The 23330-nt window shown below is 66.9% G+C and carries 17 protein-coding genes, 1 tRNA gene and 1 pseudogene; 15 read left to right on the forward strand and 4 right to left on the reverse strand.

What is annotated here, in order from left to right; all coding sequences use genetic code 11:
• The first annotated feature begins 6 nt into the window (after window positions 1–6).
• From I3K84_RS02970 to I3K84_RS02980, 3 genes and pseudogenes are all read left to right on the forward strand, one after another.
• Window positions 7–1473 carry a deoxyribodipyrimidine photo-lyase gene (locus I3K84_RS02970; RefSeq protein ID WP_196995473.1) on the forward strand — a complete coding sequence of 489 codons (1467 nt, stop codon included), beginning with the start codon at window positions 7–9 and terminating at the stop codon, window positions 1471–1473.
• Window positions 1474–1586: 113 nt separating this feature from the next.
• Window positions 1587–1676, forward strand: a tRNA-Ser gene (locus I3K84_RS02975).
• A gap of 126 nt (window positions 1677–1802) precedes the next feature.
• A pseudogene (locus I3K84_RS02980) lies at window positions 1803–2190 on the forward strand (TonB-dependent receptor domain-containing protein); the annotation flags it as partial.
• A 181-nt stretch (window positions 2191–2371) separates the two neighbouring features.
• On the opposite strand, the gene fabI reads toward I3K84_RS02980, so the two are convergent.
• The gene (fabI, locus tag I3K84_RS02985; RefSeq protein ID WP_047351315.1) at window positions 2372–3172 is read right to left on the reverse strand and encodes an enoyl-ACP reductase FabI; all 801 of its coding nucleotides are present in this window, start codon (window positions 3170–3172) and stop codon (window positions 2372–2374) included.
• An 89-nt stretch (window positions 3173–3261) separates the two neighbouring features.
• Between fabI and I3K84_RS02990 the strand changes: the two genes are divergently transcribed.
• The 6 genes from I3K84_RS02990 (at window position 3262) to otnI (ending at window position 11341) form a co-directional block, all read left to right on the forward strand.
• The gene (locus tag I3K84_RS02990) at window positions 3262–5136 is read left to right on the forward strand and encodes an extracellular solute-binding protein (protein WP_196995474.1); all 1875 of its coding nucleotides are present in this window, start codon (window positions 3262–3264) and stop codon (window positions 5134–5136) included.
• Between the two features lie 7 nt (window positions 5137–5143).
• Window positions 5144–6181 (forward strand): microcin C ABC transporter permease YejB, encoded by a 1038-nt coding sequence (locus I3K84_RS02995; RefSeq protein ID WP_196995475.1) that lies wholly within the window; start codon window positions 5144–5146, stop codon window positions 6179–6181.
• A 3-nt stretch (window positions 6182–6184) separates the two neighbouring features.
• Window positions 6185–7282, forward strand: coding sequence for an ABC transporter permease (locus I3K84_RS03000; protein ID WP_011805075.1), 1098 nt, complete (start codon window positions 6185–6187; stop codon window positions 7280–7282).
• Between the two features lie 21 nt (window positions 7283–7303).
• The gene (locus tag I3K84_RS03005) at window positions 7304–8941 is read left to right on the forward strand and encodes an ABC transporter ATP-binding protein (RefSeq protein ID WP_196995476.1); all 1638 of its coding nucleotides are present in this window, start codon (window positions 7304–7306) and stop codon (window positions 8939–8941) included.
• A gap of 327 nt (window positions 8942–9268) precedes the next feature.
• Entirely contained in the window at window positions 9269–10435 is a 1167-nt protein-coding gene (locus I3K84_RS03010; RefSeq protein WP_196995477.1) for a DUF4382 domain-containing protein, read from the forward strand.
• A gap of 78 nt (window positions 10436–10513) precedes the next feature.
• Window positions 10514–11341: a 2-oxo-tetronate isomerase gene (otnI, locus tag I3K84_RS03015; protein WP_196995478.1), complete on the forward strand. Its 828-nt coding sequence runs from the start codon at window positions 10514–10516 to the stop codon at window positions 11339–11341.
• Between the two features lie 117 nt (window positions 11342–11458).
• Here otnI and I3K84_RS03020 read toward each other — a convergent pair whose 3' ends face one another.
• Both I3K84_RS03020 and I3K84_RS03025 read right to left on the reverse strand, forming a co-directional pair.
• Window positions 11459–12325: a universal stress protein gene (locus I3K84_RS03020; protein ID WP_196995479.1), complete on the reverse strand. Its 867-nt coding sequence runs from the start codon at window positions 12323–12325 to the stop codon at window positions 11459–11461.
• 148 nt (window positions 12326–12473) lie between these two features.
• Window positions 12474–13406, reverse strand: a complete 933-nt coding sequence (locus I3K84_RS03025) for a LysR family transcriptional regulator (protein WP_196995480.1) — start codon at window positions 13404–13406, stop codon at window positions 12474–12476.
• A gap of 95 nt (window positions 13407–13501) precedes the next feature.
• On the opposite strand from I3K84_RS03025, the gene I3K84_RS03030 reads away from it, so the two are divergent.
• Genes I3K84_RS03030 through I3K84_RS03040 form a run of 3 tightly spaced genes read left to right on the forward strand, consistent with a single transcriptional unit; the run spans window position 13502 to window position 16257 of the window.
• Window positions 13502–14854 carry an acyclic terpene utilization AtuA family protein gene (locus I3K84_RS03030; RefSeq protein ID WP_196995481.1) on the forward strand — a complete coding sequence of 451 codons (1353 nt, stop codon included), beginning with the start codon at window positions 13502–13504 and terminating at the stop codon, window positions 14852–14854.
• A 9-nt stretch (window positions 14855–14863) separates the two neighbouring features.
• Window positions 14864–15226 (forward strand): hypothetical protein, encoded by a 363-nt coding sequence (locus I3K84_RS03035; protein WP_011805082.1) that lies wholly within the window; start codon window positions 14864–14866, stop codon window positions 15224–15226.
• A gap of 44 nt (window positions 15227–15270) precedes the next feature.
• On the forward strand, window positions 15271–16257 hold the full coding sequence (locus I3K84_RS03040) for a tripartite tricarboxylate transporter substrate binding protein (protein WP_196995482.1): 987 nt from the start codon (window positions 15271–15273) through the stop codon (window positions 16255–16257).
• A 68-nt stretch (window positions 16258–16325) separates the two neighbouring features.
• Here I3K84_RS03040 and I3K84_RS03045 read toward each other — a convergent pair whose 3' ends face one another.
• Window positions 16326–17384: an AI-2E family transporter gene (locus I3K84_RS03045; RefSeq protein WP_041835977.1), complete on the reverse strand. Its 1059-nt coding sequence runs from the start codon at window positions 17382–17384 to the stop codon at window positions 16326–16328.
• 216 nt (window positions 17385–17600) lie between these two features.
• On the opposite strand from I3K84_RS03045, the gene I3K84_RS03050 reads away from it, so the two are divergent.
• The 3 genes from I3K84_RS03050 (at window position 17601) to lpdA (ending at window position 23299) form a co-directional block, all read left to right on the forward strand.
• Window positions 17601–20477: a 2-oxoglutarate dehydrogenase E1 component gene (locus tag I3K84_RS03050; protein ID WP_196995483.1), complete on the forward strand. Its 2877-nt coding sequence runs from the start codon at window positions 17601–17603 to the stop codon at window positions 20475–20477.
• Window positions 20478–20537: 60 nt separating this feature from the next.
• Window positions 20538–21782, forward strand: coding sequence for a 2-oxoglutarate dehydrogenase complex dihydrolipoyllysine-residue succinyltransferase (odhB, locus tag I3K84_RS03055; protein ID WP_196995484.1), 1245 nt, complete (start codon window positions 20538–20540; stop codon window positions 21780–21782).
• An 89-nt stretch (window positions 21783–21871) separates the two neighbouring features.
• Window positions 21872–23299 carry a dihydrolipoyl dehydrogenase gene (lpdA, locus tag I3K84_RS03060; protein WP_047351225.1) on the forward strand — a complete coding sequence of 476 codons (1428 nt, stop codon included), beginning with the start codon at window positions 21872–21874 and terminating at the stop codon, window positions 23297–23299.
• Window positions 23300–23330: the final 31 nt, after the last annotated feature.

The raw sequence follows: 23330 nt of genomic DNA on the forward strand, positions 1-23330 counted from the left end.
CGTCCCATGCCAGCCAGCGCCCTTGTGTGGCTGCGGCGCGATCTGCGCTGCCATGACCACGCCGCCCTGTACCACGCACTGCGCCGTTTCGAGCGCGTGTACTGCGTCTTCGTCTTTGACACCGACATCCTCGATGCGCTGCCGACCCGGTGCGATCGGCGGGTGGAGTTCATTCACGCCAGCGTGTGCGCATTGGATGAGGACCTGCGCGCGCTGGCGGCGCGCAGTGGCGCCCCCGGTGGCGGCCTGATCGTGCGCCACGGTACGGCGGTGCAGTGCATCGTGCAATTGGCCCGCAGCCTGGGCGTGCGCGAAGTGCTGGCCAATCGCGACTACGAACCTGCAGCCCTGGCCCGCGACCGACGTGTGGCAGACGGCCTGGCGGCGTGTGGCATCGCGTTCAGCGACTACAAGGACCAGGTGCTGCTGGAGCAGGGCGAGGTGCTGAACCAGCAGGGCCAGCCCTACAGCGTCTTCACGCCATACAAACGCACTTGGCTGCAGAAGCTGGATGCCTTCCAGACCAAGCCTTATCCCGTGGAGCGCCACGCTCAGCACCTGGCCGTGCCCCCTGCGGGGGAGCGGCTGCCCACGCTGGCGGATCTGGGCTTCGTGCCCACCAACCTGGCTGACTTGCAGCTGCCTGTGGGCTCGCGCGGCGCGCAGCAGTTGCTGCAGGATTTTCTGCCGCGCATGGCGGCTTACAAGCTGGCGCGCGACTTTCCTGGGCGCAAAGGCGTGTCCTACCTGTCGGTGCATCTGCGCTTTGGCACCGTGTCCATCCGCCAGCTGGCCTCACTGGCCGCGCGACAGGCCGCGCAAGGCTGCGAAGGCGCGCAGACCTGGCTGTCCGAACTGGCGTGGCGCGACTTCTATTTCATGATTCTGTGGCACCACCCGCACGTGGTCACCCAGGCATTTCGCCCCGAGTACGACCGCGTCCAGTGGGATGACGTGCCTGAGTACTGGCAGGCATGGTGCGCAGCGCGCACTGGCTATCCGTTGGTCGACGCCGCCATGCGCCAACTGCTGCAGACTGGCTACATGCACAACCGGCTGCGCATGGTGGTGGCGAGCTTCTTGACCAAGGATTTGGGTATCGATTGGCGCCGTGGCGAGCGCTTCTTTGCCCAGCACCTGAACGACTACGACCTGGCTGCCAACAATGGCGGCTGGCAATGGGCGGCGTCAACCGGCTGCGACGCTCAGCCCTGGTTTCGCATCTTCAACCCGGTGGCGCAGTCGCAGAAGTTTGACCCCGATGGCAGGTTCATCCGCCGCTATCTCCCGGAGCTGGCGTGTGTTCCTGATAAGCACCTCCATTTCCCTGCAGGCATGAAGCCGCTGGAATTGCAGGCCTGTGGGTTGCGTTTAGGCATCGACTATCCGCTGCCGATAGTGGACCACGCCAGAGCACGGGAGCGTACTCTGATGCGGTTCCATTTCTTGGGTCGCGGGCGAGAGGCATCCTGAAAGGCGGGGAACCGGGATGTTCCATCTTGAAACCCGTGAGGAAGCATGTTTTTTCAAGGGAACAGTCAGATCTTTGAAAAAGTGTCTGTGCAGCATCTATAATGGAGGGCTCCGGAGAGGTGGATGAGCGGTTTAAGTCGCACGCCTGGAAAGCGTGTGTGGGCTAATCCCCACCGCGGGTTCGAATCCCGCCCTCTCCGCCAGGCGTTCCAAGGGTTAGCAGGTACTCATCTGCTAACCCTTTTTCGTTGCGATTCCTCTAAGAACGAGGCCCGCAGCAGAGGCAGCCCCCCGCAAACCATATAAGGTTGGCGTGTGAACCAAGCTGGGCCGGTTATGCCTTCCTGGATGGCGAGATGACCGCCTCGCCTGCGACGGATGCGGGCCAGCCTGTGCAGGGCAAGCGGCCCACGCTGACTCCCCGGCACAGCGCGAACCTGTGGGTGACCAAGGCACTGGGGCACGGCTTTGGCCTGGGCGGCGGCCTGAACTATGTGGGAGCGCGGTTCGCCAACCCCGGCAACACGGTTACCTTGCCTGGCTACACCACGGTGGATGCCATGGCCTAACTACCGCCAGGGCGCCTGGGATGTGCAACTCAAGCTGAGCAATCTGTTTCGACCACCGCTATATCGTGGCGGGCATGGCAGTTCGCCGAACCTGAACCTGGCGGGTGCCCCGCGTTCGGCGCAGCTGGTGGCACGCTACCGATTCTGAGATTCAGGCCTCGGGGCATGCCGCAGGAGTCTTGGCGCGCCGACAAAGGCTCGATCATGGGCAACCAGCCGTCCTGAAAGTCCGCGCACAGTGACCGAAACGAACAACGGGCCTTACAGGCCCGTTGGTTCTTCAAGCAAGGGCGGTGTGGCGCACCCACCCCGCAGTCATTTCCGCAGGCTCACACCTGGTCTGCCGAAAGCCCGGCGGTTTGGCTGAAGCCGCCGTCCACATAGGTGATCTCGGCGGTCACGCCGCTGGCCAGGTCGGACAGCAGGAACGCGGCCACGTTGCCCACGTCTTCGATCGTCACGTTGCGACGCAGCGGGGCGGCGTCAGCCACGCGGCCCAGCAGCTTGCCGAAGTCCTTGATGCCGCTGGCGGCAAGGGTCTTGATGGGGCCCGCGCTGATGCCGTTGGCACGGATGCAGCGGCCGTCTTCAGTGCGGCCCACGGCTTCGGCCAGGTAGCGCACGCTGGCTTCCAGGCTCGCCTTGGCCAAGCCCATGGTGTTGTAGTTGGGGATGGAGCGCAGGGCGCCCAGGTACGACAGCGTCAGGAGCGCCGACTTGTCGTTCAGGTAGGGCAGGGCCGCCTTGGCCATGGCCGGGAAGCTGTAGGCGCTGATTTCGTGGGCCACCTTGAAGGCTTCGCGAGAGAGGCCTTCCAGGAAGTTGCCGGCGATGGCCTCGCGCGGAGCAAAGCCGATGGAGTGCACGAAGCCGTCGAACTTGCCCCAGGCGGCGCCGATGTCGGCAAACAATTTGTCGATCTGCGCGTCGTCGGCCACGTCGCAGTCAAAGACCAGCTTGGAGTCGAATTCGGCGGCGAACTCGGTGATGCGGTCCTTGAAGCGCTCGCCCACGTAGCTGAAGGCCAGTTCCGCGCCTTGTTGGTGGCAGGCCCTGGCGATGCCGTACGCGATCGAGCGATTGGACAGCACGCCCGTGATGAGCAGCTTCTTGCCGGCGAGAAAACCCATTGTTGTTCTCCTGAAATGCGATGTGCGAAGGGAAATGGCAAGCGTGGCGCGGGGGCTTGCGGGCCGCTTGCGTGGTGCAGAATTGTCGCATGCGGTTCTGGCGTATCTGTTTATTGATCGGTTGGCTGGGAGGGAGCAGCGTGGCGGGCGGGACGGCCTGGGCCGCGCATGCCTACGCGATGTGGGGGGCGCCCGCGCTGGCGGCCGACTTCGCGCACTTCCCCTACGTCAACCCACAGGCGCCCAAGGGCGGCGAACTGCGCCTGGTGAGCAATCTGCGCACCTCCACCTTCGACAAGTACAACCCATTCACGATCCGCGGCAACGCGCCGGCCTACCTGTCGGCGCTGATGTTCGACTCGCTGCTCACCGGCTCGCTGGACGAAACGGCCACCGGCTATGGACTGCTGGCCGAGGATGTGGCGGTGGCGCCGGATGGCCTGTCAGCCACCTTCAGGCTGCGGCCCGAGGCGCGCTTTCACAACGGCAAGCCGGTGCTGGCCCAGGATGTAAAGCACAGTTTCGACACCCTGATGGGCCCTTACACCTCACCGGGCTACAAAACGCTCCTGATCGAGGTGGCCGGTGTGGATGTGCTGGACGACCGCACCGTGCGCTACCGCTTCAAGGCGCCCAACCGCGAACTGCCGCTCACCGTCGGGGGGCTACCCGTGTTCAGCCGCGACTGGGGACTGGGCGCCGACGGCAAGCCCAAGCCCTTCGACCAGGTGGTGATGGACATCCCCATCGGCAGCGGACCGTACAAGATTGGGCCTGTCAACTTCGGCAAGGACATCACCTATGTGCGTGACCCCCAGTATTGGGCGCGCGACCTGCCCGTGCGCAAGGGGACGGCCAACTTTGACCGTGTGCTGGTCAAGATCTACAAGGACAACACTGCGCGGCTGGAGGCGCTGAAGGCCGGCGAGTTCGATCTGATGCGGTTTTTCAGTGCGGGCGACTGGGCGCGGCGGGTCAACGGCCGCAAGTTCGACACGGGTGAGCTGGTCAAGGGCGAGTTCGCCAACAAGCTGCCCTCGGGCTTCCAGAGCTACGTATTGAACACGCGCCGCCCGCTGCTGCAGGACCGCCGCGTGCGAGAGGCCCTGGGGCTGGCGTTCGACTTTGAGTGGATGAGCCGCCAGCTTTTCTATGGTGCCTATCAGCGCGTGCGCGGCATTTTCGGCAACACCATGTGCGAGACCCACGGCATGCCCACGCCGCAGGAGCTGGCGCTGCTGGAGCCCTGGCGCAAGGATCTGCCCCCCGCGGTCTTCGGCACCATGTTCGAGCCGCCCACCACCGACGGCGCCACCACGCTGCGCGACAACCTGCGCCGCGCACAGGCGCTGCTCCAGGAGGCAGGCTGGCAGGTGCAGGATGGCGTGCTGCGCAACGCCAGCGGCCAGGCCATGGTGCTGGAATACATGGACAGCAGCGAAGGCGGCGTGCGCACGTTGTCCTCGTGGATGCGCAACCTGCAAAAGCTCGGCATCACGCTCAAGTTCCGCTCGGTGGACTTCGCGCTGTACCAGCAGCGCCTGCAGAAGTTCGACTTCGACATCACCACCATTGCCTACCAGGGCACCAACAACCCGGGGCAGGAGTTTGCCGACCTGTTCGGCAGCGCGGCGGCAGACCAGGAAGACTCGGGCAATTTCCCCGGCGTAAAGAGCCCGGCCGTGGACGCAATGATCCGTGCCATGGTCTCCGCCAAGACGCAGGAACAGATGTTGCCCGCGTGCCATGCGCTGGACCGCATCATTGCGCACGGCCACTACCTCATCCCGCAGTGGTCCGCGGGCACCCATCGCATGGTCTACAACGCCTGGCGCCTGGACCGGCCCGAAGTGGTGCCGCCGTATTCGACCGGAGAGATGTGGGCGGTGGATACGTGGTGGGCCCGTTCGCCTGCGCTGACCGCCGAGACTGCGCCCAAGGCCGCGACGCCGCGCAAGGACTGAAACCGCCATGTTCGCCTACATCCTCAAGCGCATCCTGCTCATGCTGCCCACGCTGTTGGGCGTGTTGCTGTTGACCTTTGTCGTGATCCAGTTCGTGCCGGGCGGTCCGGTGGAGCAGTACCTGGCCGAGGCCAAGGCCGGCGCTGCCGGCATGGGCGGGGGCGGCGAGGGCGGCGGCATGGCCTATCGCGGCGCGCAGGGCGTGGACCCGAAGCGGCTGGAGCAGATCAAGCAGCTCTATGGCTTTGACAAGCCGGCGCACGAGCGCTTCTTTCAGATGCTGGGCCAGTTCGCGCGCTTCGACCTGGGGCGCAGCTTCTTTCAGAACAAGGACGTGTGGCAACTCGTGAAGGAGAAGCTGCCCGTGTCCGTCAGCCTGGGGTTGTGGACCTTCTTCATCAGCTACCTCGTGGCGGTGCCGCTGGGCGTGGCCAAGGCGGTGCGCGCCGGCTCGCGCTTTGACTTCGTCACCACGCTCATCATCCTGGTGGGCTACGCGATCCCGGGTTTCGTGCTCGGCGTGGCGCTGCTGGTGATCTTTGGCGGGCAATTGCAGTGGTTCCCGCTGCGCGGGCTGACCTCGGCCAACTGGGACGAACTGGGCCTGTGGGCCAAGGTGACGGATTACCTGTGGCATATCGCGCTGCCCGTCACGGCCATGGTGGCCGGCAGCTTTGCGGTGACGGCGATGCTGACCAAGAACGCTTTTCTGGAAGAGATCCGCAAGCAATATGTGCTCACCGCGCGTGCCAAGGGACTGACAGACCGGCAGGTGCTCTACAAGCACGTGTTTCGCAATGCGCTGATTCCCATCATCACGGGCTTCCCATCCGCCTTCATCGGCGCGTTCTTCGCGGGCTCGCTGCTCATCGAGACGCTGTTCTCGCTCGACGGCCTGGGCCTGCTGTCCTATGAGAGCGTGATCCGCCGCGACTACCCCGTGGTGTTGGGCACGCTGTACCTGTTCACGCTGATCGGGCTGGTGACCAAGCTCATCAGCGACCTGTGCTACGTGTGGGTGGATCCCCGCGTCAAGTTTGATTGAAATATGGCTCCAACGCCCGACCACCAAGCGCTAGCAGCTATTGATTCGGTAGCTAATGGGGCGCCAGCTGCGCCCGTTGCCGCCTCGGCGTCACCCAGCCGGCGCGCCTGGCAGCGCTTTCGTGCCAACCGCCTGGGGTTCTGGAGCCTGCTGGTGTTCTGCGCGCTGGTCGTGGTCAGCCTGGGGGCAGAACTGGTCAGCAACGACCGGCCCCTGGTCGTGCGCTATGAGGGTCAGACGTATTTCCCGTTGTTCAACGATTACCCCGAGACGACTTTCGGCGGTGACTTCCAGACGCCCACCGACTACCTCGACCCCTTCATTCGCGAGCGACTGTCGCAGGGGGATAACTGGGCGCTGTACACGCTCAACCGCTACGGGCCAAACACGCTGAACTACTTCGCGAAGGAGCCCAACCCCTCGGGCCCGTCGCGCGACAACTGGCTGGGCACGGATGACCGCGGGCGTGACCTGCTGGCGCAACTGATCTACGGCTTTCGCGTGAGCGTGTTGTTCGGCATTGCCCTCACCGTGGTGGGCGTGGCGCTGGGCGTGGCGGCGGGGGCGGTACAGGGCTTCTTTGGCGGCAAGACCGACCTGGCTTTCCAGCGCTTCATCGAGATTTGGGGCTCCATGCCCGAGCTGTACCTGCTCATCATCTTCAGCGCCGTGTTCGCGCCCAGCATCGGGCTGCTGCTGGTATTGCTCAGCCTGTTCGGCTGGATGGGGCTGTCGGACTATGTGCGCGCCGAATTCCTGCGCAACCGGCAACTGGACTATGTGAAGGCCGCGCGGGCGCTGGGCGTGTCCAACGGCCAGATCATCCGCCGCCACATCCTGCCCAATAGCATGACGCCGGTGGTGACCTTTCTGCCGTTTCGCATGGGTGCGGCGATCCTGGCGCTGACGTCGCTGGACTTCCTGGGCCTGGGCGTGCCGCCCGGCACCCCCAGCCTGGGCGAGCTGCTGTCGCAGGGCAAGAACAATATCGACGCGTGGTGGATCTCCATCTTCACCTTCGGGGTGCTGGTCACCACGCTGCTGCTGCTCACCTTCATGGGCGATGCGCTGCGCGACGCGCTGGACCCCCGCAAGAACTGAGGCATCGTGAACCCTTCTGCCATGCGCGCTGCGCCCCCCCTGTCTCCCTCGTCCGCGCCGCTGCTGCAGGTGCGGGACCTGCGGGTGCGCTTCGGCGCCAAGCAGGTGGTGCATGGCGTGAGCTTCGACATGGCCCCGGGCGAAAAGCTCGCGCTGGTGGGTGAATCCGGCTCGGGCAAGACAGTGACCGCGCTGGCGCTGCTGCGCCTGACGGGCGATGCGCAATTGGAGGGGAGCGCGCTGATGCACGGGCGTGATCTGCTCCAACTGCCTGAGCGCGAACTGCGCGGCGTGCGCGGCGGCGATATCGCCATGGTGTTCCAGGAGCCCATGACGGCGCTGAACCCGCTGATGACGATTGGCGACCAGGTGGCCGAGGTCTTGGTGCTAAAACAGGCACTGAGCAAGGCGCAGAGCGCGCAAGCAGCTATCGAACTGCTAGCGAGTACCGGCATCCCCGAGCCGGCGCGGCGCGCGGGCAGTTTTCCGCACCAGCTTTCGGGTGGGCAGCGCCAGCGCGCCATGATCGCCATGGCCCTGGCCAGTCGACCGAAGCTGCTGTTGGCCGACGAGCCCACCACCGCGCTGGACGTGACGCTGCGCGGCCAGATCCTGGACCTGCTGTCCGACCTGCAGCGCCAGACGGGCATGGCCGTGCTGCTCATCACGCACGACCTGCTGCTGGTGCGCCGCTTTGCCGATCGCGTGGCCGTCATGGAGCAGGGCACCGTGGTGGAGCAGGGTACCGTCGCCCAGGTGTTCGACGCACCGCAGCATGCCTACACGCGCAAGCTGATTGGCAGTACGCCGCGGCGGGACGTGGTGGAAGGCGGTGCCGACGGCGACGCCGTGCCCGCCGCGCAGGCAAGCGGCCTGCGCGTGGCCTACCCCGTGCCGGTGCCGGGCATCCGCGGCTGGTTTGCCAAAGGCGAATTCGTGGCCGTGAAGGATGCGGGCTTTCGCATTGCGCGGGCGCGCACGCTGGGGGTCGTGGGCGAATCGGGCTCGGGCAAGTCGACGCTGGCCCAGGCGCTGCTGGGCCTGCTGCCGTCGCGGGGCGAGCTGCAGGTGGCCGGCCAGGCCTGGCAGCAGCCCGCCCACCGCAACACCGCGCACAACCAGCAGCTGCGCCGGCAGGTGCAGGTGGTGTTCCAGGACCCGTTCTCGTCCCTGTCGCCGCGCATGACCGTGGAGGAGATCGTGGGCGAGGGCCTGCGCGTGCACATGCCTGCGCTGGACGTGGCTGCGCGCCGCACGCGCCTGGCCGCCATGTTGGCCGAGGTGGGCCTGACGGACGCGCAATTCCCCGGCCTGCTGGCGCGCTACCCGCATGAGTTCTCGGGCGGCCAGCGCCAGCGCCTGGCCATTGCGCGCGCGCTCATCGTCGAGCCGCAGGTGCTGGTGCTGGACGAGCCCACCAGCGCGCTGGACGTCACCATCCAGCAGCAGGTGCTGAGCCTGCTGCAGCGCCTGCAGAAGGAGCGGGCGCTGTCGTACCTGCTCATCACGCACGACGTGGCGGTGGTGCGCGCCATGGCGCATGAGGTCATCGTCATGAAGGACGGCGAGGTGGTGGAAAGCGGCAGCGTGCACCAGGTGCTGGATGCCCCGCGCCACGCCTACACGCAACGGCTGGTGCAGGCCGCGCAGCCGGTCTGACCTGCCCGGCGGCGGGTCGCGCAGCAGGGTGTGCGGGGCCGTGGGCGACTACCGCGTTTGGTGTAGGACACGGGCGCGATCTGCTTGCATGTCCGTTGGCCGGTTGCTCTGCTATTCATAGCGTTGAATTTCGATTTCATCTGCCTGTCCGGTGTTTTACAGCGCAGAAGTCGGCTCCCGCTTTTCTGGCGATTTCATACATCAGGCAACACCTGACATTTGGCTGCCAGGTGCCGCGGGGTGCCGTTCTCACAATGCGCCCCGGGGCGGTAGGCTGGTCTGACGGCACCTTCCTCGGCAAGAAAAACCCCGGAGGCGATGAACATCATGCGCACGAAAACCCTCTCCTGTTGCAAGTATCTGGCTGGCGCCACCGCGCTGGCCGTCCTGGTCGCCTGTGGCGGCGGCGGTGGTGATGGCGGTGACGGTAGCGGCACCGGCACGCTGAAGCTGGCGCTGACCGATGCCCCCAGTTGCGGCTATGACGCGGTGAACGTCACCGTGCAGAAAATACGCGTGCACCAAAGCGCTACGGCGGCGGATGACGCTTCCGGCTGGCATGAGCTCACGCTGAACCCCGCGCGCCGCGTGGACCTGCTGTCGCTGACCAACGGCGTGCTGGAGGAACTGGGCGAGCTGCCGCTGCCCACGGGCAAATACACCCAGATGCGTCTGGTGCTGGCGGGCAATGGCGGAGCGGCCCCCTTCGCCAACTCCGTCGTGCCCACAGGGTCGGGCGAAGTAGCGCTGACCACGCCCAGCGGCCAGCAAAGTGGCGTGAAGATGAACGTGAACATCGACATCGCCGCCAACCAGATGGCGGACTTCGTGCTCGACTTCGACGCCTGCAAGTCCGTCGTCACGGCCGGCGCATCGGGCCGCTACCTGCTCAAGCCGGTGGTGGCGGTGATTCCGCGCCTGGTCTCTGGTGTGCAGGGCTTCGTCGAACCCGTTGCTGGCGCCACGGTGACGCTGCAGTCCCAGGGTGAGGTGGTGCGCGCCACCGTGCCGGACGCTTCGGGCCGCTACCTGCTGCGGCCGGTGGTGCCGGGCAGCTACACGCTGGTGCTGACGGCACCCGGCCGCACCACGGCCGTGGTGACCCAGGTGCCGGTGCAGTCCGAGCTGGTCACCTCCGTCGGCACGTCCACCCAGGCCGTGGCGCTGCCGGCATCGCCCGTTGCCACCGTGAACGGCATCACTTCGGTGGATGCCTGGGTGCGGGCCCTGCAGCCGCTGGCAGCCGCTGGCACGGTGGAAGTGTCGGCCAAGCCCGTGGATGGCGTGACCGGCGCCTACAGCTTCACGCTGCCCACGGCCGCCCCGCTGGTGGCGCCGTATGCCGCGGCGCCCACTCCGCTGGTGTTCACGGCCGATGCCGGCGCCGCAGGGCGCTACACCATCCAGGCGCGTCTGGCGGGGCAGGCCGACAAGCAGCAGGCCTTGACCCTGGGCGCGGGAACGACCCAGACGGTGAACTTCACGTTCCCCTGACGCCCGCCACGCGTTCCTAGAATGAAGGGCGCCAGTCCGCGACTGGCGCCCTTTTTTTATACGAACGCCCTTCCTGTCATGCCCCGCCTCGCTGCCAACCTCTCCATGCTCTACGCCGAGCATGCCTTCCTGGACCGCTTTGCCGCTGCCGCGCGCGACGGCTTCCGGGGGGTGGAATACCTCTTTCCCTACGACCATCCTGCAGAGCAGATCGCACAGCGCCTGGCCGAACTTGGACTGACGCAGGTACTGTTCAATGCCCCGCCGGGGGACTGGGCGGCGGGCGAGCGCGGTCTGGCCTGTCTGCCGGGGCGCGAGGCGCAATTCCAGGAGGGGCTGCAACAGGCGCTGCACTATGCGCAGCTGCTGCGCTGCGAGCGCCTGCACGTGATGGCTGGCGTGGTGCCGCCCGGGCTGGCGCACGCCGACGCACGCGCCTGCTACCTGCGCAACCTGCGCTGGGCCGCCGGCCAGGCCGGGCGCCAGGGCGTGCGGCTGATGATCGAGCCCATCAACGGGCGCGACATGCCCGGCTACTTCCTGCAGCGCCAGCAGGACGCCCATGCCGTGCTGCAGGAACTGGGCGCTTCCAACGTGCAGGTGCAGTTCGACCTGTACCACTGCCAGATCATGGAGGGCGACTTGGCCACGAAGATCCGCCACTACCTGCCCACGGGGCGGGTGGGGCATTTCCAGATCGCCGGCGCACCCGCGCGGCACGAGCCCGACCAGGGAGAGCTGCAGGTCGACTACCTGCTGGGCGTGATCGACGAGGTGGCGGCCACCTGCGGCTTCGACGGCTGGGTGGGCTGTGAATACCGTCCGGCGAGCGCGGGCCCGGGCGGCACCTCGCAGGGGCTGGCCTGGGCGCGGCGCTGGGGTGTCGTGCCGCGCGGCGCGGATTGAGGGCGTTCGCCCCGGCGCGGGGCGGGGGCTAGCGTAGGGACGTCACAGTTCAGATAAAAAAGGCCTGCAGCGCTTATGCAGTAAGCGCTAGCAGCTATTGAATCGATAGTGAACCCGTCAGCGCAGCACCAGCACCGGCACGCTGCACAGCCGCAGCAGTGCAGTGGTGGTGCTGCCGACGATGAGCTGGCGGATGCGCGAGTGCCCGTAGGCGCCCAGCACCAGCAGTACGTTGCCGTGCGACTGCAGCAGGGCCGGCAGCGCCTCCTCCGGCACGCCCGGCACGATCTGCGTGGTGATGTCGAAGCCTGCGGCCTCCAGGTGTGACTGGGCGCTTTGCAGCGCTTCCAGCATCTCCAGCGTGGGCTCGCCGGCCAGGGCCAACAGGCCGGGCATGCCGCGCAGCAGCGGGCTGCGGCCCACGGCCTGTACGGCACGGCGCGCGGTGGCGCTGCCGTCAAAGGCCACGACGAAGCCCGCCGGCGCCACGAACTCCGGCATGGTCACCACCATCACCGGCTGGCGCACGTTGCGCACCACGCCTTCCACACGGTAGTCCAGCCGCAGCTTGCGCGCGGCGGTGGCGCGGTGCTGGCGCCCCAGCACGAACAGGCGCGCGCTGGGTTCGTGCTCCAGCAGCACGTCGGTCAACTCGCCCTGGCGCAGCAGCGCCTGCAGCGATGGCACGCGGGCGGCATCCACGCGCGCCTGGGCCTCGGCCAGCATGCGGCGCGCGGCCTCCTGAGCGACGTGGCTGCGCTCTTCATCGAGGGTATTCAGGCGCTGCAGCAGCAGGTCCTGCGCGCCCATGCCGATGACGCCGCTGTAGTCGCCCACGGGCGGCATAGGTTCAGGCCGCTCCAGTGCGTGCAGCAGCGCCAGGGGGGCCTGCAGGCGCTGCGCGGCCCACAGGGCCCCGTCCACCACGGCGTGGGTGGTGGCCAGCCCGTCGATGCAGGCATACACGGTGTCGTGGGTGTTCATGGCTTCCTCCTGCGCACGCATGTGATGGCCCGAGTGTGGCATCGCAGAGCGTGCAGTGCCACCGGGGGTGCCCCGCAGGCCGTGGGCGCGGGTGAACGCAAATTTCAGGGAAATCTGGCTCCAGCGCTTATCCATCAAGCGCTGCCAGCTATTGTTTTGATGGCATTTCGGCATGCATCGGCCGCTGCTGCATCACCCGTGCGTACAGCGCCTGCGCGGCCACCGACAGGCCCCGGTCGCGCCGGCGCACCAGGTAGATCTGCCGCGTGAGCCCGGGCAGGGCCAGCGGCCGGGTGGCCAGGCCCTCCTGCTGGAAGTGGAACAGCGTGAGCGTGGGCACCACGCTGATGCCCAGCCCGGCCCGCACCATGCCCATGACGGTGGCCAACTGCTCCACCTCCATCAGCGTGCGCATGGCATGGGGATGGAAGGCCGCCTCCAGGTACTGGCGCACGCTGCTGTGCCGCGCGAGATGGATGAATGGCCACTCGGCCAGGGCGCGCCATTGCGCGGCGGCGCTGCGCCGGCCGGCGGGCAAGGGCTGCCGGGCGAGCGGATGGTCCGCGCGGCAGACCAGGTGAAAGCCGTCCTCGCAGAAGGGCTCGGCCTGCAGCTCGGGCGTGTCCGCGCGGATGGCGGCCAGCGCGAAGTCGGCCTTGCCCGTGGCCACGCGCTCGATGCAAGGCTCGGACAGCACGTCGGCAATGTCCAGTTCCACGCCCGGGTGCTGTGCGCGAAAGCCGGCCAGCACACCCGGCAGCCACCCCGCGGCCAGCGAGGGCAGCAGCGCGACGGACACGCGCCCGCGCCGCAGCAGTGCGGCGTCGCGCAGCGTGGCCAGCGCGGCATCCACCTCGGCGCGAATGCGCAGCGCCGACGCATGGAAGTTCTCGCCCTCGGCCGTCAGGCTCACATGGCGCGTGCTGCGGTCGAACAGGCGCAGACCCAGGTCGTCCTCCAGCGCGCGGATGAGCGCGCTGAAGGCCGGCTGCGACAAGTGGCACTGCGCCGCGGCGCGCGTGAAGTTGCGCTGCGCCGCCAGGGCAAGGAAGGCGTCGACCTGCCGTGTGGAGATATTCATTTGATATCCAGATGAATTGATCTTGACAATCTATTTCACAGAATAACCTGCCGTGCCTACAGTGCGCCCTGGAGACATTCCCAAGGACCCCTGCAATGGCGAACCCCTTACCCCTGCTCATCGGCTGTGCGGCCGGCTTCTCGGGCGACCGCCTGGATGCTGCCGCACCCGTGGTGCAGGCGCTGGTGGACAGCGGCCGGCCCGGCGTGCTGATCTTCGAGACCCTGGCCGAGCGCACGCTGGCGCTGGCCCAACTGGCGCGCCGCGCCAATCCCGATGCGGGCTACGAGCCGCTGCTGGATGAGCTGCTGCGGCCGGTGCTCGCGCAATGCCTTGAACACGGCGTGCGCATCGTGAGCAACTTTGGCGCGGCCAATCCGCTGGGCGCTGCGCTGCGTATCCAGCAACTGGCGGCCGAGCTGGGCGCGCGCCGCCCGCGCGTGGCGGTGGTGCACGGCGACGACCTGAGCGGCGCACAGCACCGCGCTGTGCTGGAGCGGGCGTTGGGCCCGTCCATGCCCGCGCAGCCCATCGTGAGCGCCAATGCCTACATTGGCGCGGAACCCATCGCCCAGGCGCTGCGCGCGGGGGCCGACATCGTGGTCTGCGGCCGCGTGGCCGACCCTGCGCTGGTGCTGGGCCCGGCGCTGGCGCATTACGGCTGGTGCATGGACGACTGGGACCGCCTGGCGCGCGCCACCATGGCGGGCCACCTGCTGGAATGCGGCGCGCAGGTCACGGGCGGCTACTTTGCCGACCCGGGCTACAAGGACGTGCCGGGCCTGGCCCGGCTGGGCTACCCGATCGCCGAGATCGACGCCGACGGCCATTGCACCCTCACCAAGCCGCCGGGCACGGGGGGGCGCGTGGACGAGCGCACGGTCAAGGAGCAGCTGCTGTATGAACTGCACGACCCCGCCGCCTACCTGACGCCCGACGTGGTGGCCGACATCACCCAGGCGAGCGTGGCGCAGATCGGCAGCGACCGCGTGCACCTGCAGGGCGTGCGCGGCCATGCGCGGCCGCCGTCGCTGAAGGTGAATGTGTGCTTCGAGTCCGGCTGGTTTGCCGAGGGCGAGATTTCGTATGCCGGCGCGCGCGCCGAGGAGCGCGCCCGCCTGGCGGGCGACGTGCTGCGCGAGCGGCTTGCGAGCGTGGCACCGCTGCGCGTGGACCTGATCGGCGTGGCCAGCGTTTGGGGTGACGACGCAGGGCGGTGGCTGGCGGCGCAGGCAAGCCAGGGCGCGCAGGACGTACGCCTGCGCGTGGCGCTGCAGCACCGCGACCATGCCAGCGCGCAGCGCCTGGTGCGCGAGGTGACGGCGCTGTACTGCTGCGGCCCGGCGGGGGGCGGCGGTGTGCGCACGGCCATGCGCCCGCGCCTGGGCACCGTTTCCTGCCTCGTGCCGCGCGAGGCGGTCAATCCTGGCTACACGCTGCTGGACTGAAGGACCACGATGAACCCTACCGATCTCACGGTTCCCCTGTATCGCCTGGCGCACGGCCGCACGGGTGACAAGGGCGACCGCTCCAACATCAGCGTGATCGCCTGGCACCCGGCCCTGTGGGACGTGCTGGTGCAGCAGGTTACCGAGGAGGCCGTGGCGCGCCAGTTCGCGGCGCGCGGGCCCACGCGCGTCACGCGCTATCTGTTGCCCCAACTGCAGGCGATGAATTTCGTGCTGGATGGCGTGCTGGACGGCGGCGTGAACGACGCGCTCAACCTCGACAGCCATGGCAAGGCGCTGTCCTTTCTGTTGCTGGACCTGCCGGTGCGGATGCCGGCGGCGCTTGTACATCACCTGGCCGGAGCGCATTGACGCGCGCCGGCGGCATTTTTCATCACCACAACCAAGGAGACACCATGAACCCGTTCCCGCATCGCCGCCGTGTACTGGCTGCCTCCGCTGCGGCCGTCCTGTGTGCCGCGGCCGGCGCCGCCAACGCACAGGCTCCCGCCTATCCTGCCAAGCCCGTCACTTTCGTCGTGCCGTTTGCGGCCGGCAGTGCCACCGACCAACTGGCGCGGGCACTGGGCCAGGCCGTGAGCACCGATGCGCGGCAACCCGTGGTCGTGGAGAACAAGGCCGGCGCCAGCGGCATGATCGCCGCGCAGTCCGTCGCCAAGGCACCGGCGGATGGGTACACGGTACTCATCACCACCAACACCACGCATGCCGCGAACGAACACCTGTACAAGAAGCTGCCCTACGACCCGGTGAAGGACTTCGCTCCCGTCACCGGCCTGGGCAAGGGCGGCCAGGTGCTGGTGGTGAACGCGGGCGCTCCCTACAAGAACGTGGGCGACCTGCTGGCCGCCGCCCGCAAGAACCCCGGCAAGCTGAGCTTTGGCAGCGGCAGTTCTTCCAGCCGCATGGCCGGCGAGATGCTCAAGCAACTGGCGGGGGTGGACATCCTGCATGTGCCGTACAAGAGCAACCCGTTGGCCATCACCGATCTGCTCGGCGGGCAGATCGACCTGATGATCACCGACACGTCCACCGGCGTTCCTCAGGTCAAGGCGGGAAAGCTGCGCGCGCTGGGGTACTCCACGCAAACGCGCAGCACGCAGCTGCCCGAGGTGCCCACGCTGGATGAGGCCGGCGTGAAGGGCTATGACATGGGCTACTGGTTTGCGGCCTACGTGCCCGCCGGCACGCCCGAGCCCGTGGTGGCGCGGCTGAACGCGCTGCTGGCGCAGGCGACGAGGAGCCAGGCCGCCCAGTCGTTCTTCGAGACCGCAGGCTCCGAGGCCTGGACCACCACGCCCGAAGAGCTGGCGCGCTTTCAGGCCGCCGAGACCCAGAAGTGGGGCAGGGTGATCAAGGCCGCCGGTATTGAGGCGGAATAAGTGCGCCGGCGGGGTTGAAGGCGTTTTGGCCTTCAACGCCCGCCCATTAAGCGCTAGCAGCTATTATTTTAGGAGCGTTCTGCGCCGTCGTGCGGCGCGAACAGGTCCCAGGTGGCGATGAACAGTGCGGCGATCATCGGGCCGATCACAAAGCCCGTGAGCCCGAACAACGCCATGCCGCCCAAGGTGGAGATCAGCACCACGTAGTCGGGCAGCTTGGTGTCCTTGCCGACCAGTACCGGGCGCAGTACGTTGTCCACCAGCCCGATGACGAATACGCCATAGGCGGTGAGGATCACGGCCTGCCCCGGCGCGCCGGTCGCCAGGAAGTAGATCGCCACGGGCCCCCAGATCAGGCTGGCGCCCACGGCGGGCAGCAGCGACAGGAACGCCATCAGCACGCCCCACATCACCGGCCCCTGGATGTTCAACAGCCAGAAGATCAGGCCACCCAGGGCGCCCTGGGCCGCAGCCACCACGATGTTGCCCTTCACGGTGGCGCGGATCACGGTGGTGAACTTGATGGCCAACTGCTCCTTGTGCCGCGCATCCAGGGGGATGGCCTCGCGGATGCGCGCCGCCAGCCGCGCGCCGTCGCGCAGCAGGAAGAACAACAGGTAGAGCATGACGCCGAAGCTCACCACGAACTGCAGCGTGTTCTGGCCCACGTCCAGCGCCTTGGTGGCCAGGAACTGGCTGGCCTGGGCGCCGATCGTGGTCAGGCGGGCTTGCAGCTCCGCGCGGGTGGTGAGGTGAAAGCGGTCCAGCAGCTCCAGCATCCAAGGGGGCAGTGCGGCCAGCACCTGCTGCAGGTAGGCGCCGAAGTTCAGCTGCCCCGAGCGGGCGCGCTCGTAGGCCACGCTGGCCTCCTGCACCAGCGAAGCGCCGATCAGCGTGACCGGCAGGATCACGATCACCAGGCACACGCCCAGGGTGGCAAGCGCGGCCAGGTTGCGCCTGCGCGGCATGCGCCGCTGCAGCCGCCGGTGCAGCGGCGTGAACAGGATGGCGAGCACCACACCCCAGAAGATGGCGCCGTTGAGTGGCCAGAGGATGGCGCCAAAGGCCAGCGTCACGACGGTGAGCAGGAGCAGCAGGGTGCGGGACTGGAGCGTGGGCGGGTTCATGGGGGCGGTGGAAGGAACGAAGCCCAAAATGTAAGCCACACACACGCCTGTCTTGATACACCGCTCGCCGCGCGCCTCGGCGTTCAATGGCACAATAGCGGCCGCAAACGAGGCCCTTCCCCTGCCACAGTCGCATCCGCCAACCGGTTCAGCCGTGACGCGGAAGGTTTGTTAACCAGCTAACGCTTCCTTCAGGGAAGTGGAGGTCAGCGGAATATGAGCGATCCGACATCCGTCTACCAAGCCTACCAAGGCAACACCTATCTTTTCGGCGGCAACGCGCCCTACGTCGAAGAGATGTATGAGAACTACCTTGCCAACCCTGGCAGCGTGCCAGACTCCTGGCGCGAATACTTTGACGCACTGCAACATGTGCCCGCGGTAGACGGCAGCAATGCCAAGGACGTTCCCCACCTGCCCGTTATCAACGCCTTTGCCGAGCGTGCCAAGGCCGGCGGCACCAAGGTCGTGGTGGCCAGCGCCGACGCCGAGATGGGCCGCAAGCGCACCGCCGTCCAGCAACTGATCGCCGCGTACCGCAACGTGGGCCAGCGCTGGGCCGACCTGGACCCCCTCAAGCGCACCGAGCGCCCCCAGATTCCCGAACTGGAGCCTTCGTTCTACGGCTTCAGCGATGCCGACCAGGAAACGGTGTTCGACGCGAGCAACACCTTCTTCGGCAAGGACAAGATGCCCCTGCGCGAGCTGCTGAACGCGCTGCGCGAGACCTACTGCGGCACCATCGGCGTGGAGTACATGTACGCCACCGACCAGGTGCAAAAGCGCTGGTGGCAGCAAAAGCTGGAAAGCATCCGCAGCAAGCCCAACTTCTCTGCCGACAAGAAAAAGCGCATCCTGGAGCGCCTGACGGCCGCCGAAGGCCTGGAACGCTACCTGCACACCAAGTATGTGGGCCAGAAGCGCTTCTCGCTTGAGGGGGGCGAGTCCTTCATTGCCGCCATGGACGAGTTGATCAACTCCGCAGGCGCGAAGGGCGTGCAGGAAGTGGTGATCGGCATGGCCCACCGCGGCCGCCTGAACGTGCTGGTCAACACCCTGGGCAAGATGCCCAAGGACCTGTTCGCCGAGTTCGAGCACACCGCCCCCGAGGACCTGCCCGCCGGTGACGTGAAGTACCACCAGGGCTTTTCCTCCGACGTCTCCACGACCGGCGGCCCGGTGCATCTGTCGCTGGCCTTCAACCCCTCGCACCTGGAAATCGTGAACCCCGTGGTCGAGGGCTCGGTGCGCTCGCGCATGGACCGCCGCGGCGACCACGCGGGCAAGCAGGTGCTGCCCGTGCTGGTGCACGGCGATGCGGCCTTCGCCGGCCAGGGCGTGAACCAGGAAACCCTGGCGCTGTCGGAAACCCGCGGCTACACCACGGGCGGCACGGTGCACCTGGTCATCAACAACCAGATCGGCTTCACCACCTCCGACCCGCGCGACCTGCGCTCCACGCTGTACTGCACCGATATCGTGAAGATGATCGAGTCGCCCGTGCTGCACGTGAACGGCGACGATCCGGAAGCCGTGTGCCTGGCGGTGCAGCTGGCGCTGGAGTTCCGCATGGAATTCTCCAAGGACGTGGTGGTGGACATCGTGTGCTACCGCAAGCTCGGCCACAACGAGCAGGACACGCCGGCGCTGACGCAGCCGCTGATGTACAAGAAAATCTCCCAGCACCCGGGCACGCGCAAGCTCTACGCCGACAAGCTGGCGGCTCAGGGTCTGGGCGAGACGCTGGGCGACGACATGGCCAAGGCCTATCGCGCCGCGCTGGAGGAGGGCAAGCACACGGTCGATCCGGTGCTCACCAACTTCAAGAGCAAGTACGCCGTGGACTGGAGCCCCTTCCTGGGCAAGAGCTGGACCGACGCCGGCGACACCGCCATTCCGCTGGCCGAGTGGAAGCGCCTGGCCGAGCGCATCACCACCATACCCCCGACGGTGACGCCGCACCAGCTGGTCAAGAAGGTGCTGGACGACCGCGCCGCCATGGGCCGTGGCGAGATCAACGTGGACTGGGGCATGGGCGAGCACATGGCCTTCGCATCGCTGGTGGCCTCGGGCTACCCGGTGCGCCTGTCGGGCGAGGACAGCGGCCGCGGCACGTTCACGCACCGCCACGCCGTCATCCACGACCAAAAGCGCGAGAAGTGGGACGAAGGCACCTACGTGCCGCTGCAGAACGTCGCCGAGAACCAGGCTCCGTTCACTGTCATCGACTCCATCCTGTCCGAGGAGGCCGTGCTGGCCTTCGAATACGGCTACGCCTCTAACGACCCCAACACCCTGGTGATCTGGGAAGCGCAGTTCGGTGACTTCGCCAACGGCGCGCAGGTGGTGATCGACCAGTTCATCGCCTCGGGTGAGGTGAAGTGGGGCCGCGTGAACGGCATCACGCTGATGCTGCCGCACGGCTACGAAGGCCAGGGCCCGGAGCACAGCTCGGCGCGCCTGGAGCGCTTCATGCAGCTGGCCGCCGAGGCCAACATGCAGATCGTGCAGCCCACCACGGCCAGCCAGATCTTCCACGTGCTGCGCCGCCAGATGGTGCGCCCGCTGCGCAAGCCGCTGGTCATCATGACCCCGAAGTCGCTGCTGCGCAACAAGGACGCGACCTCGGTGCTGTCGGAGTTCACCGAAGGCAGCTTCCAGACCCTGCTGGGCGAGAAGGACGAGGCCGTCGCGCAGAACGCCGCCAAGGTCAAGCGCGTGATCGCCTGCTCCGGCAAGGTGTACTACGACCTGGTCAAGAAGCGCGCGGAGAAGGAAGCCACCGACGTGGCCATCATCCGCGTCGAGCAGCTCTACCCGTTCCCGCACAAGGCCTTCGCCGCCGAGCTCAAGAAGTACCCGAATGCCACCGACATCGTGTGGTGCCAGGACGAACCGCAGAACCAGGGCGCCTGGTTCTTCATCCAGCACAACATCCACGAGAACATGCTCGATGGCCAGAAGCTGGGCTATGCCGGCCGCGCCGCCTCCGCGTCGCCCGCCGTGGGCTACGCGCACCTGCACCAGGAGCAGCAAAAGGCGCTGGTCGAGGCCGCGTTCGCCAAGCTCAAGGGTTTTGTCCTGACCAAGTAAGGCCGAGAACCCCCGCTACTGAAGTACAGACAAAACCCTCTTTTGGAAAGCATTCGAAACATGTCCATCGTTGAAGTCAAGGTCCCCCAGCTGTCCGAATCCGTGGCCGAAGCCACGATGCTGCAATGGAAGAAGAAGGCCGGGGAGGCCGTCGCCCAGGACGAGATCCTGATCGAGATCGAAACCGACAAGGTGGTGCTGGAAGTGCCCGCGCCTGCGGCCGGCGTGCTCGCCGAGATCGTCGTGGGCGATGGCGGCACGGTGACCTCCGATCAGGTCATCGCCAAGATCGACACCGAAGGCAAGGCCGCGGCGCCGGCAGCCGCCGCTGCCGCACCGGCGGCCACGGCCTCCGCGCCGGCACCGGCCGCGGGTGGCAGCAAGGGCGACGTGGCCATGCCCGCAGCCGCCAAGCTGCTGGCCGAGAACAACCTGTCGGCCTCGCAGGTGCAGGGCAGCGGCCGCGATGGCCGCGTGACCAAGGGCGACGTGCTGTCGGCCGTGGCCGGCGGGGTGAAGTCCACCGCGGCCGTCATCCCCACCGGCGTGCCCACCAAGGCCCTGCCGCAGGTGGCCGCGCCCGCGTCCAAGGAAGAGCTGGGCGAGCGCCCCGAGCAGCGCGTGCCCATGACCCGCCTGCGCGCGCGCATCGCCGAGCGCCTGCTGCAATCGCAGTCCACCAACGCCATCCTCACCACGTTCAACGAAGTGAACATGGCGCCGGTGATGGACCTGCGCAAGAAGTTCCAGGACGCATTCACCAAGGAGCACGGTGTGAAGCTGGGCTTCATGTCCTTCTTCGTGAAGGCAGCGGTGCATGCCCTCAAGAAGTACCCGGTGCTCAACGCCTCGGTGGACGGCAACGACATCGTCTACCACGGCTACTTCGACATCGGTATCGCCGTGGGCTCGCCGCGCGGCCTGGTGGTGCCCATCCTGCGCAACGCAGACCAGATGAGCTTTGCCGACATCGAAAAGAAGATCGCCGAATTCGGCAAGAAGGCGGCCGACGGCAAGCTGGGCATCGAAGAGATGACCGGTGGCACGTTCTCCATCTCCAACGGCGGCACCTTCGGCTCGATGATGTCCACCCCCATCATCAACCCGCCGCAGTCGGCCATCCTGGGCGTGCACGCCACCAAGGACCGCGCCGTGGTCGAAAACGGCCAGGTCGTGGTGCGTCCGATGAACTACCTGGCCATGTCTTATGACCACCGCATCATCGACGGCCGAGAAGCCGTGCTGGGCCTCGTGGCCATGAAGGACGCGCTGGAAGACCCGTCGCGCCTGTTGTTCGACCTGTAATTCCCACAGGGTTCGACGCATACGAAAACCCACCCCCGGCCCGGTCCAGCGGTGGGTTTTTTCTCATCACCAGATACTGTTTTTGAACCATGAGCAAGCAATTTGACGTCATCGTGATCGGCGCAGGCCCTGGCGGCTACATCGCCGCCATCCGCGCCGCCCAGTTGGGCATGAATGTGGCCTGTATCGACGAGTGGAAGAACGCCGCTGGCGGCGCCGCGCCCGGCGGTACCTGCACCAACGTGGGCTGCATTCCCTCCAAGGCGCTGCTGCAGTCGTCCGAGCATTTCGAACATGCCAACCTGCACTTTGCCGACCACGGCATCACCGCCACGGGCGTGAGGATGGACGTGGCCAAGATGATTGCCCGCAAGGACAACGTCGTGAAGCAGAACAACGACGGCATCCTGTACCTGTTCAAGAAGAACAAGGTGACCTTCTTCCACGGCCGCGGCTCCTTCGTGAAGGCGGTGGACGGCGGCTATGAAATCAAGGTCACCGGCAAGGCCGAAGAAACGCTGACCGCCAAGCAGGTCATCGTGGCCACCGGATCCAACGCACGTGCGCTGCCCGGTGCGGCCTTCGACGAAGAGCAGATCCTGTCCAACGACGGCGCGCTCGCCATCGGCAGCGTGCCGAAGAAGCTGGGCGTGATCGGCTCCGGCGTGATCGGCCTGGAAATGGGCAGCGTGTGGCGCCGCCTGGGTGCCGACGTGACCATTCTGGAAGGCCAGCCCACGTTCCTGGGCGCGGTGGACGAGCAGATCGCCAAGGAGGCCAAAAAGGCCTTTGACAAGCAAGGCCTGAAGATCGAACTGGGCGTGAAGATTGGCGAAGTCAAGGCTGGCAAGAAGGGCGTGAGCATCGCCTACACCACCGCCAAGGGCGAGGCCCAGGTGTTGGAAGTGGACAAGCTGATCGTCTCCATCGGCCGCGTGCCCAACACCACCGGCCTGAACGCCGAAGGGGTGGGCCTGAAGCTGGATGAGCGCGGCGCCGTTGTGGTTGATGGCGAGTGCAAGACCAACCTGCCCGGCGTGTGGGCGGTGGGCGACGTGGTGCGCGGCCCCATGCTGGCGCACAAGGCCGAGGAAGAGGGCGTGGCCGTGGCCGAGCGCATGGCTGGCCAGCACGGCCATGTCAACTTCAACACCATCCCCTGGGTCATCTACACCAGCCCCGAGATCGCCTGGGTCGGACGCACCGAGCAGCAGCTCAAGGCCGACGGCGTGAAGTACAAGGCGGGCACCTTCCCGTTCCTGGCCAATGGCCGAGCGCGCGCACTGGGCGACACCACCGGCATGGTGAAGTTCCTGGCCGACGCCGCCACGGACGAAATCCTGGGCGTGCACATCGTCGGTCCGATGGCTTCCGAACTGATCGCCGAAGCCGTGGTCGCCATGGAGTTCAAGGCATCGAGCGAAGACATTGCGCGCATCTGCCATGCCCACCCCTCGCTGTCCGAAGCCACTAAGGAAGCGGCGCTGGCCGTGGACAAGCGCACCCTCAATTTCTGATAATTTGAGGCAAAAATAGCTGCCAGCGCTT

The organism is Diaphorobacter sp. JS3051 (genome assembly GCF_015832135.1).
GTDB classification, from domain to species: Bacteria; Pseudomonadota; Gammaproteobacteria; order Burkholderiales; family Burkholderiaceae_C; genus Diaphorobacter; species Diaphorobacter nitroreducens.